The organism is Streptomyces sp. NPDC043867 (assembly GCF_056435845.1).
In genome coordinates this window covers 40730-50717 of sequence record NZ_JBWKDS010000026.1, presented here as the reverse complement: position 1 = coordinate 50717, position 9988 = coordinate 40730, and the positions used below count along the sequence as shown (strand labels likewise).

At 72.8% G+C, this 9988-nt stretch carries 10 protein-coding genes; 4 read left to right on the top strand and 6 right to left on the bottom strand.

The features are described 5' to 3' along the window. Positions 1 to 89: 89 nt before the first annotated feature. From AC069T_RS24700 to AC069T_RS24675, 6 genes are all read right to left on the bottom strand, one after another. Positions 90 to 935 (bottom strand): isoprenyl transferase, encoded by an 846-nt coding sequence (locus AC069T_RS24700; protein ID WP_478784784.1) that lies wholly within the window; start codon positions 933 to 935, stop codon positions 90 to 92. Positions 936 to 965: 30 nt separating this feature from the next. Further along, positions 966 to 1712: a DNA repair protein RecO gene (gene recO, locus AC069T_RS24695; protein ID WP_358851062.1), complete on the bottom strand. Its 747-nt coding sequence runs from the start codon at positions 1710 to 1712 to the stop codon at positions 966 to 968. Further along, positions 1709 to 1840 (bottom strand): hypothetical protein, encoded by a 132-nt coding sequence (locus AC069T_RS24690; protein ID WP_478784783.1) that lies wholly within the window; start codon positions 1838 to 1840, stop codon positions 1709 to 1711. Before AC069T_RS24690 ends, recO begins: the two co-directional genes overlap by 4 nt. A gap of 70 nt (positions 1841 to 1910) precedes the next feature. Then, entirely contained in the window at positions 1911 to 2162 is a 252-nt protein-coding gene (locus tag AC069T_RS24685; protein ID WP_478784842.1) for a hypothetical protein, read from the bottom strand. A gap of 240 nt (positions 2163 to 2402) precedes the next feature. Then, positions 2403 to 2837, bottom strand: coding sequence for a protein-tyrosine phosphatase family protein (locus tag AC069T_RS24680; RefSeq protein ID WP_478784782.1), 435 nt, complete (start codon positions 2835 to 2837; stop codon positions 2403 to 2405). 419 nt (positions 2838 to 3256) lie between these two features. Continuing rightward, positions 3257 to 4018, bottom strand: coding sequence for a FadR/GntR family transcriptional regulator (locus tag AC069T_RS24675; RefSeq protein ID WP_478784841.1), 762 nt, complete (start codon positions 4016 to 4018; stop codon positions 3257 to 3259). A 220-nt stretch (positions 4019 to 4238) separates the two neighbouring features. Between AC069T_RS24675 and AC069T_RS24670 the strand changes: the two genes are divergently transcribed. The 4 genes from AC069T_RS24670 to AC069T_RS24655 are packed head-to-tail and all read left to right on the top strand — an operon-like array spanning position 4239 to position 9979. After that, positions 4239 to 5867, top strand: a complete 1629-nt coding sequence (locus AC069T_RS24670; RefSeq protein ID WP_478784781.1) for an ABC transporter substrate-binding protein — start codon at positions 4239 to 4241, stop codon at positions 5865 to 5867. Positions 5868 to 5890: 23 nt separating this feature from the next. After that, positions 5891 to 6853 (top strand): ABC transporter permease, encoded by a 963-nt coding sequence (locus tag AC069T_RS24665; protein ID WP_478784780.1) that lies wholly within the window; start codon positions 5891 to 5893, stop codon positions 6851 to 6853. Between the two features lie 46 nt (positions 6854 to 6899). Beyond that, entirely contained in the window at positions 6900 to 8888 is a 1989-nt protein-coding gene (locus AC069T_RS24660; protein WP_478784779.1) for a dipeptide/oligopeptide/nickel ABC transporter permease/ATP-binding protein, read from the top strand. Then, positions 8885 to 9979 carry an oligopeptide/dipeptide ABC transporter ATP-binding protein gene (locus AC069T_RS24655; protein WP_478784778.1) on the top strand — a complete coding sequence of 365 codons (1095 nt, stop codon included), beginning with the start codon at positions 8885 to 8887 and terminating at the stop codon, positions 9977 to 9979. Before AC069T_RS24660 ends, AC069T_RS24655 begins: the two co-directional genes overlap by 4 nt. The last annotated feature ends 9 nt before the right edge of the window (positions 9980 to 9988 follow it).

Here is a 9988-nt window from a genome sequence, read left to right as displayed (position 1 = left end):
CCCAACAAAGACAGAAAAAGAAAAAAAAAAAAAACCCCCCCCCCCCCCCCCCCCCCCCCCCCCCCCCCCGCCCTCGTGGCGTGCGGACGCTACTGCGGGTTGCCCCGCATGGCCGCCTCCATCGCGAGCAGGTCCTCGTTCGGGACGGCGCCGCCGAAGCGGCGGTCGCGGGAGGCGTACTCGACGCAGGCGCGCCACAGGTCACGGCGGTCGAAGTCCGGCCACAGCACGTCCTGGAACACCATCTCGGCGTAACTGGACTGCCAGATGAGGTAGTTGGAGATGCGCTGCTCACCGCTTGGCCGCAGGAACAGGTCGACGTCCGGCATGTCCGGGTAGTACAGGTACTTCTGGATCGTCTTCTCGGTGACCTTGCCGGGGTCGAGCCGGCCCGCGGCGACATCGGCGGCGAGGGCCTTCGCGGCGTCCGCGAGCTCGGCCCGACCGCCGTAGTTGACGCAGAAGTACAACGTCATCTTGTCGTTGTCCCGCGTCTGTTCCTGGGCGACCTGGAGCTCCTGGACGACGGACTTCCACAGCTTGGGCATCCGGCCGACCCAGCGGATGCGGATACCCAGCTCGTCCATCTCGTCCCGGCGACGGCGGATGACGTCCTTGTTGAAGTTCATCAGGAAGCGGACCTCATCGGGCGACCGCTTCCAGTTCTCCGTCGAGAAGGCGTACAGGGACAGGTTCTTCACGCCCAGTTCGAGGCAGCCCTTGAGGACGTCCATGACGACGCCCTCGCCGACCCGGTGCCCCTCGGTGCGCGGCAGCCCGCGTTCCTTGGCCCACCGGCCGTTCCCGTCCATGACGACCGCCACATGGCCGGGGATCAGCTCGCCGGGGAGTTTCGGCGCCGTGGCGCCGGACGGATGCGGCTCCGGCGCCTTGTACTCGCGGCGCTGGCGTCCCAGGATCCCGCGTACGACCATGTGCTTCTCGTCTCCTTGATTTCCGTACGTCTATTTCTCTACGTAGCGCAGGGAGCGCAGACCGCGCTCCAGGTGCCAGTGCAGATAGGCCGACACCAGACCGCTGCCCTCACGGACGTACCGCGGCTCGCAGGCGTCCGCCGTCCCCCAGTCTCCCGTGAGCAGCGCGCCGAGCAGTTCCAGCGCCTGCGCCGAGGGTACGACGCTGCCGGGCACCCGGCAGTCGGCGCAGACGGAGCCGCCCGCGGACACCGAGAAGAACCGGTTCGGGCCGGGCATCCCGCACTTGGCGCAGTCGGTGAAGCTGGGCGCGTAGCCGTTCACCGCGAGGGAGCGCAGCAGGAAGGCGTCCAGGACGAGGTGCGGCTCGTGCTCGCCGCGGGCGAGGGTGCGCAGTCCCCCGACCAGCAGCAGATACTGCTGGACGGCGGGTTCGCCCTCGTGGTCGGTGAACCGCTCCGCGGTCTCCAGCATGGCCGTGCCCGCGGTGTAGCGCGCGTAGTCGGTGACGATCCCGCCGCCGTACGGGGCGATCGTCTCGCTCTGCGTGCACAGCGGCAGCCCGCGCCCGACCAGCTCGCTCCCGCGCGCGAAGAACTGCACGTCCACGTGCGAGAAGGGTTCGAGGCGCGCCCCGAACTTGGACTTGGTGCGCCGCACCCCGCGCGCCACGGCCCGCACGCGCCCGTGTCCGCGGGTCAGCAGCGTGATGATGCGGTCGGCCTCCCCGAGCTTCTGGGTGCGCAGGACGATGCCGTCGTCCCGGAAGAGACTCATCGCCCGCTCCCGCGGTCGTCCGGCCCGCGGGACGGCCGGTGGCCCCCGGCGGGCCGCGGCCCGGCCCGGCCCGCCGCACCGGGCGTCCGGGTGCGCAGCGCGGTGCCGTCGTCGCGGAACAGACTCATGCCCCCCATTCTCGCCCACGGTGTCCGTGCTCCGGGCCGGGCGGGCCCTCTCGGCGCCGGCGGTCCCCTTTCACGGCACCTCGCGGCGGGTGCGTGCGACGGCGTACGCCGTGGCGGCGCCGAGCCGCTCCGCCGCGGTGGCACCCCGCACGGCGTCCGGCTCGCAGTCCCACTCCCTGCCGCCGCCGTAGGGCCTCAGCTGGACGTACGGCCCCTCGTGCCCCATCACGACGCCCACCCGTCCGGTGCGGAGGTCGACGGCGTGCGCGCCGATCGGCGGCTTTACCGGGAGGTCCGGGCGGTCGGTGGACGTCGCCGGGATACCTGTTCCTGCCGCCCGCGATTCCTTCACTGCTTCCTCCGCCTCGTCGACGTGGGGCGCCGGCCCGCGCCGGGCGGTACGTTTTCCGCCCCCTCCCGTGCTCCCCGCCGCCTGCGAGTTTCACGCTTCGCATGTGGAGCGTGACGCACCGCATCTACACTCGGCCGCGGTCCGGACTCCGTACGTGCGCGGCGGGATCCGGGCTTCGTGTGCGTGGCGGACGGTGCCCCGGCGTCGCTCTCAGCCCGGGAAGCGGCGCACGTACCGCCGCTGCCAGGGTGTCTCCACGGCACGAGGGTCGTAGTGGGCGCGGACGAACGCGACGGCCTCCGCCGGCGGCACCCCGTCGAGGACGGCCAGGCAGGCGAGGGCCGTCCCGGTGCGGCCGCGGCCGCCGCCGCAGGCGAGTTCGACGCGTTCGGCGGCGGCCCGCTCCCAGGCGGTGGTGAGCACCTCGCGGGCCTCGGCGCGGCTGCCCGGCAGCCGGAAGTCCGGCCAGCGCAGCCAGTGCGACTCCCAGGGCACCTCGGGCGGCCGGCCGCCGAGGAGGTGCACGGCGTACGCGGGGACGGGGGCGTCGGCCGGGAGCGGGCGGCGCAGGGCGCGGCCGCGGACCAGGCGGCCGGAAGGAAGGCGCAGCACGCCGACGCCGGCCGGGTTCCACGTGTCGGTCACCGCCCCAGCGTAGGACGCACCACGCGCCGAGGGGACCGCCCGTCACAGGACGCGTGCCCGCCCGCCGAGCGCGGTCTGCCCGCCGGGAAGTCGCACGCCCGCCCGCCGAGCGCGGTCCGCCCGCCCCAGGACGCGTGCCCCGCGCCGAGCGGCCCGCTGGCCGCAGGACGCGTGCCGCCCGCCGCGGACGCCCGCCCGCTGAGCGGCCCGCCCACCGGAGGACGCGTGCCCGCCCGCCGAGCGCGGTCTGCCCGCCGGGAAGTCGCACGCCCGCCCGCCGAGCGCGGTCCGCCCGCCCCAGGACGCGTGCCCCGCGCCGAGCGGCCCGCTGGCCGCAGGACGCGTGCCGCCCGCCGCGGACGCCCGCCCGCTGAGCGGCCCGCCCACCGGAGGACGGGACCCCGCCCCGTGCGGCCCGGTCAGCCCACTCCGTGGGACTCCTGAGCGGCCCGGGACTCGATGCCCCGGAAGTGGTCCGCCATCGCGCGCTGCGCGGCCTCGACGTCACGGGCGCGCAGGGCCGTGACGATGTCGCGGTGGCGGCGGACGGTCAGCCCGGGCGCCGGGTCGTCCGTCCAGCCGCGGGCGCCGGCGACCCGCCGGAAGACGGTCCAGAAGGCGCCGAGGAGCTGCGGGACGAGGGCGTTGCCGAGCGAGGCGTAGAGCAACTCGTGGAACTCGCGGTCGAGTTCGGGGAAGGGCAGCCCCTTGCCGCCCGCCTCCTCCATCCGGGCGACCACGGCTTCGAGGCGGTCGAGCTCGGCCTCGGAGAGCGTGGCCGCGACCCGGCGGATCAGGCCCTCCTCCAGCACCTCGCGGACCTGGAGGATCTCGGTCAGCGCGCTGGTGTCGTCGTCCTGCTGGGCGAGCGTGCGGAAGGTGAGGCCGTCGACGAGGGGGGTCAGCGACGCCTGGCCGACATAGGTGCCGTAGCCGTGCCTGATCTCCACTATGTCCAGGGCCTGGAGAGCCTTGAGTGCCTCGCGGACGGAGTTGCGGCTCACGCCGAGGTCCTCCATCAGCTCGGTCTCGGTGGGCAGCGAGGCGCCCGCCTGGAGCCTGCGGTCGAGGATCAGCTGCATGACCTCGCGCTGGATCTGGCTGCTCACCCGCCGTTCGCGGGCGATGCGCGTCCCGGCGGGCCTGGGCCGGTTCCCGGTCTCCTCAACCATGGCCCGCATCGTACGCTCGCCGGACATCGGACGTCCCACCTCGGGCCGGATCAAACCTCAACCACCCTGGTTTCACCGGCTCATCGGTCGCACCCGTGCAAGACGCGCCATTCGTGCGCCACCCCTTGACCGCCCTCGCGGCCCCTCCTATCGTCACGCTGCCGCCCATGACATAGGACGTCGTATCTCCCCTCGTTCGAGCCGCTCTCCCACTCCTGCTGGAGGAACCGTGCGCGACGTGACCCCCGTTCCGGCGCTGCACCGCCGGTCGTTCCTGAAGTACGGCGGCGCGCTGGGCGCGGCCGCCGCCGTCTCCTCGTCGCTGTCCGCCTGCTCGTCCGGGCCCGAGTCCACGAACGACACCGGCGGCGGGAAGGGGGGCGAGGGCGGCACCCTGACCGCCGTCATCGGCTACGGCAACGACGGCAGCTGGGATCCGACGCAGACCGCGTCCGCCTTCTGCATGGCCGCCAACAACCACATCTACGAGGGCCTGCTCGACACCGACCCGATCTCCCGCGAACCGTACGCGGCCCTCGCCACCGAGGTGCCCGCCGATCTGACGGGCATCTCCTGGAAGTTCCGGCTGCGCCCGGGCGCCACATTCCACGACGGCAGGCCCGTCACGGCGGACGACGTCGTCTTCGTCTTCGACCGGATCCTCGACCCGAAGACGCAGACGCTCGCCAAGGGCTTCTTCGCGGGCTGGCTCAGGACGGTCCGCAGGATCGACGCGCAGAACGTCGAGCTGATCCTCAAGTTCCCCTTCCCCGAGGGGATCTCGCGGCTCACCCTGGCGAAGATCATGCCGAAGCACGTCTTCTCGAAGCCGGGCGCCTGGGACGAGGCGATCAAGGGCAAAGCGGTCGGCTCGGGTCCGTACCGGCAGACCGCCCACCACCCGAAGTCGAACACCACCTTCGAGGCCTTCGCCGACTACAACGGCCCGCGCAAGGCGGCCTTCGCGAAGATGAACTGGCTGACCATCGTGGACGCCGCACCCCGCGTCGCGAAGATCTCGGGGGCGAGCGCGGGAGCGCAGATCGCCGACAACATCCCCTACGCCAACATCGAGCAGCTGAAGAAGAGCGGCATGACCGTCCGGGGCGGGGCCGGAATGAACAACCTCTTCCTCATGTTCAACACCCGCCACAAGCCCTTCGACGACGTGCGGGTCCGCCAGGCGCTGCACTACGCCATCGACACCGGCAAGATGATCGAGGTCGCCCTGAAGGGGCACGGCAGGGCGGCGACCTCCTTCCTGAACGAGGCCAACCCCGCCCACCGGCCCGCGAAGACCGTCTACACGTACGACCCGGACCGGGCACGCGAACTCCTGAAGGAGGCCGGGGCCGAGGGATTGAAGATCGACATCCTCGCGGTCAACGTCAGCTGGATCGTGGACTGCCTGCCGACCATCAAGGCGTCCTGGGACGCGATCGGCGTGCGGACCACCCTCTCGCCGCAGGAGACCACGGCCGTGTTCACGAAGATGGACCAGAAGCGGGACTACCAGGTGGTGGCCGCCGCATCGAACCCGAACCAGTTCGGTCTCGACGCCGACCTGATCATGCACTACAACCACGGCCCCCAGAACCTGTGGATGGGCTACGCCCGCTGGGCCGGCGACCCCGTGGCCAAAAAGCTCTTCAAGGACATGGACCAGGCGACGCGGGAACCCGACCCCGACCGCAAGAAGACGATGATCCAGGACTACATCGACGTCGTCGCGGAACAGGCCGTCCTCTACCCGGTGGTGCACAACGAGCTCATGACGGCCTGGGACCCGGAGCGGATCACGGGCGTGCGCGCCCAGCCCTACCCGGGCGTCAACCTCCTCCAGGCCAAGTGGGCCTGACCGGCGGGCGGGAGTAGTCGTCCGTGGTCACCGTCGCCCGCATCCTGGCCCGCCGCATCGCCCTGCTGGTGCCGCTGCTGCTGGGCATCGTGCTCTTCGTGTTCCTGGTGATGCGCTTCTCGGACGTCGATCCGGCGTCCGCGTTCTTCCAGGGCGCCAACCCGACACCCCGGCAACTGCACGACTTCCGTGAGGAGAACGGCCTGCTCGACCCGTTCCCGGTGCGCTACGTCCACTTCATCGGCGACCTGCTCCACGGCGACCTGGGCATCAGCGCGCTGACCCGGGCCCCGGTCGCCGACCAGGTCACCACCGCGCTGCCGCTCACCCTCCAGCTCACCTTCCTCGGGCTGGGCATCGCCGTGGTCCTCGCGCTGCTCGGCGGGGTCACCGCGGCGATCCACCGGGACCGGCTGCCCGACCAGGTCATCCGGGTCGTCTCGCTGACCGGCGTCGCGGCCCCCGGCTTCTGGCTGGCGCTGCTGATGATCCAGTACCTCGCGGTCGGCCGGGGCTGGTTCCCGACCGGCGGTTACGTCAACCCCGGTGACTCGCCGACCGGCTGGCTGAAGACCATGACCCTGCCGGCCTTCGCGCTGTCGCTGCCGGTCGCGGCCCAGCTCACCCGGATCGTGCGCACGGCCGTGGTGGAGGAGCTCGACAAGGACTACGTGCGGACGGCGATCGGCAGCGGCCTCGCGCCCGTCGTGGTCGTCGGCCGGAACGTCCTGCGCAACGCCCTGATCAATCCGCTGACCGTACTGGGCCTGCGGGTCGGGTACCTGCTCGGCGGGGCGGTCGTCATCGAGACGATCTTCTCCCTGCCCGGCATGGGGAAACTGATGATCGACGCGGTGAAGAACGGCGATCCGGCGGTCGTCCAGGGCGTCGTCCTGACGACGGCCACGGGTTTCGTGGTCGTGAACCTCGTCATCGACATCCTCTACCTGCTGGTCAATCCGCGGCTGCGGGACGCGGCCCGGTGACCCCCGCGGCCCGCGGCCCGGCGACCACCCCGGGAGACACGCTCCGATGATCACTCGTACGCGTCTGACGGAGGCGCTCTCCCGTCCCGGCGTCCGGCTGCGCGGCCTGCGCCGGCTGCCACCGCTCTCCAAGGTCGCCGTGTGCTTCCTCGCCCTGGTCGTCCTGCTGGCGGTGTTCGCCCCGCTGCTCGCCCCGCACGACCCGCTCGACCAGCAGACCCCGGTGGACGGCAGCGGCCACCCGTCCGGCGCGCACTGGATGGGCCAGGACAGCCTCGGCCGCGACATCCTCAGCCGCCTGATGCACGGCGCCCGCTGGTCCCTCGCCATCGGCCTGGGCGCCACCGCGCTCGCCCTCGTCGCGGGAGCCCTGCTCGGCGCGGTCGCGGCGACCTCCCGCAAGGCCGTCGACGAGACGCTGATGCGCTGCCTCGACATCGTGATGGCCTTCCCCGGCATCGCGCTGGCGGCGGTCCTGGTCGCCGTGTTCGGCGGCGGCATCACCGTCCTGATCTGCGCGATCGCGTTCCTGTTCACCCCGCCGGTGGCCCGCGTGGTCCGGGCGAACGTCCTCGACCAGTACGGCGAGGACTACGTCACCGCGGAGCGGGTGATCGGCGCCCGCACCCCGCACATCGTGCTGCGGCACGTGGCCGTCAACTGCGCCGCCCCCGTGCTGGTGTTCTGCACCGTCCAGGTCGCCGAGGCCGTCGTCTTCGAGGCGTCGCTGTCCTTCATCGGCGCGGGCGTGCGCCCGCCGGACCCGTCGTGGGGCAGTGTCATCGCCGACGGCAAGAACATGGTGCTGACCGGCGGCTGGTGGGCGACCGTCTTCCCCGGGCTGCTGATGCTGGTCACCGTCCTGTCGCTGAACATCCTGTCCGAGGGGGTCTCCGACGCCTGGGCGGCGCCGGCCGCCCGCGAGGTCGCGACGCGCGGGGAAGCGGACCCCCTGGAGGCACCCCGGCCGGGCAGCGGCCAGGTCCTCGAACTGCCGGGGCTCACCGAGGCGGCACGACGCCTGCGGTCCCGGGGCCGGCCGCTGCCGGCCGGGCCGCCGGTCCTGTCCGTGGAGAACCTGGCCATCGGGTTCGACGCCCGGCACGGCGGGGTGGACATCGTCGACGGCATCAGCTTCGACGTCCGCCCCGGCGAAATCCTGGGCCTGGTAGGCGAGTCGGGCTGCGGGAAGTCGCTGACCGCGCTCGCGGTGATGGGCCTGGAGCCGAAGGGCGCGCGCGTCCGCGGCCGGGTGCGCTTCGACGGCCGGGAGCTGACGGGCGAACCGATGCGGGTCCGGCGCCGGCTGCTCGGACACGAGATGGCGATGGTCTACCAGGACGCCCTGTCGTCCCTGAACCCGGCGATGACGATCCGCGCCCAGCTGCGGCAGGTCGTCCGCAGGGGCGGCGACCGCACCCCCGCCGAACTGCTGGCCCTGGTCGGCCTCGATCCCGCCCGCACCCTGCGCAGCTACCCGCACGAACTGTCGGGAGGCCAGCGCCAGCGCGTCCTGATCGCCATGGCGCTGTCCCGCAGCCCGCGGCTGATCGTCGCCGACGAGCCGACCACCGCGCTCGACGTGACGGTCCAGGCGCAGATCATCGAACTGCTGCTGCGCCTGCGCGCGGAACTCGGCTTCGCGCTGGTCCTCGTCTCGCACGACCTCGCGCTCGTCGCCGACGTCACCGACCGGGTGGTGGTCATGTACGGCGGTCGGCTCGTGGAGACGGGCGTGACCGCGGACCTGGTGGAGGCACCGGCACACCACTACACGCGGGGGCTCCTCGGCAGCGTGCTGTCGCTGGAGTCGGCGGCCGTGCGGATGACGCAGATCAAGGGAGTCGTGCCCTCCCCCGCCGACTTCCCGGCGGGCTGCCGGTTCGCCGACCGCTGCCCGCTGGCGGGCGAGGTCTGCCGGGCGGTGACGCCCGCGCTGCGGGGCCGGGCCGCGCACGCGGCCGCCTGCCACCACCCCGCGGTCGACCTGACCACGGGGGCCGCCACCGCCACGGGGAACGAGGCCGTCACGTGACCACGCAGAGCGGGAGGAACGACGGCACGAGCGCGCTCGTCACGCTGTCCGGCGCCCACGTCGTCCACAAGGCCCGCAGCGGCGGCCTGTTCACCCGGGACCGGGTGTACGCGCTCACCGGAGCCGACCTCGCCGTCGCGCCCGGCGAGACGGTCGGCGTGGTCGGGGAGTCCGGCTGCGGCAAGTCGACCCTCGCCAAAGTGCTGGTGGGGGTGGAGCGGCCGACGTCGGGCACGGTGTCCTTCCGCGGCCGCGACCTGTGGTCCATGAAACCGGCCGAGCGGCGCCTGGCCGTCGGCAGCGGCACGGGCATGATCTTCCAGGACCCCTCGACCGCGCTGAACCGCCGGCTGACGATCCGGCGGATCCTCCGCGACCCGCTGGACGTGCACCGGCGCGGCACGCCCGCCCAGCGGGAGACCCGGGTCCGGGAACTGATGTCGCTGGTCGGGCTGCCGGCCGCGCTGGCCGACGGCCTGCCGGGGCAGCTGTCCGGCGGTCAGCGCCAGCGCGTGGCGATCGCACGGGCCCTGGCACTCGACCCGGAACTGGTGGTGGCCGACGAGCCGACCAGCGCCCTGGACGTCTCCGTACGCGCCCAGATCCTCAACCTCCTCCTCGACCTGAAGGAACGCCTCGGTCTGGCAATGGTCTTCGTCTCGCACGACATCCAGACGGTGCGCCGGATGAGCGACCGGGTCGTCACCATGTACCTGGGCCGGATCGTCGAGGAGTCCCCGGCCGAGGAGGTCACCGACCGCGCCAGGCACCCGTACACCCGCGCCCTCTTCTCCGCGACGCCCGGGCTGCTGGACCCCATCGACCCGATCCCGCTGGCCGGCCCGGTGCCCTCGGCGACCCGCCCGCCGAGCGGCTGCCCGTTCCGCACCCGCTGCTGGAAGGCCGACGACGTCTGCGCCGCGCTGATGCCGGACTTCGCGGCGGCGTCCTCGTCGGAGCACCGCTTCCGCTGCCACCATCCTGTGCAGGAGGGCCAGTCGACGCGGGACCTGGTGGCACAGGCCGCCGCGGCGGGTGCGCCCTCCCCGGCCGCCGCCCCGGCCGGCATCCCGGCCCAGCAACAGCCCTAGGGAGCACCG

What these genes read in the sequence shown, in the direction of transcription:
- AC069T_RS24700 (WP_478784784.1), bottom strand. Translation starts at nt 935, where the DNA reads ATGGTCGTACGCGGGATCCTGGGACGCCAGCGCCGCGAGTACAAGGCG.
- recO (WP_358851062.1), bottom strand. Translation starts at nt 1,712, where the DNA reads ATGAGTCTCTTCCGGGACGACGGCATCGTCCTGCGCACCCAGAAGCTC.
- AC069T_RS24690 (WP_478784783.1), bottom strand. Translation starts at nt 1,840, where the DNA reads ATGAGTCTGTTCCGCGACGACGGCACCGCGCTGCGCACCCGGACGCCC.
- AC069T_RS24675 (WP_478784841.1), bottom strand. Translation starts at nt 4,018, where the DNA reads ATGCGGGCCATGGTTGAGGAGACCGGGAACCGGCCCAGGCCCGCCGGG.
- AC069T_RS24660 (WP_478784779.1), top strand. Translation starts at nt 6,900, where the DNA reads ATGATCACTCGTACGCGTCTGACGGAGGCGCTCTCCCGTCCCGGCGTC.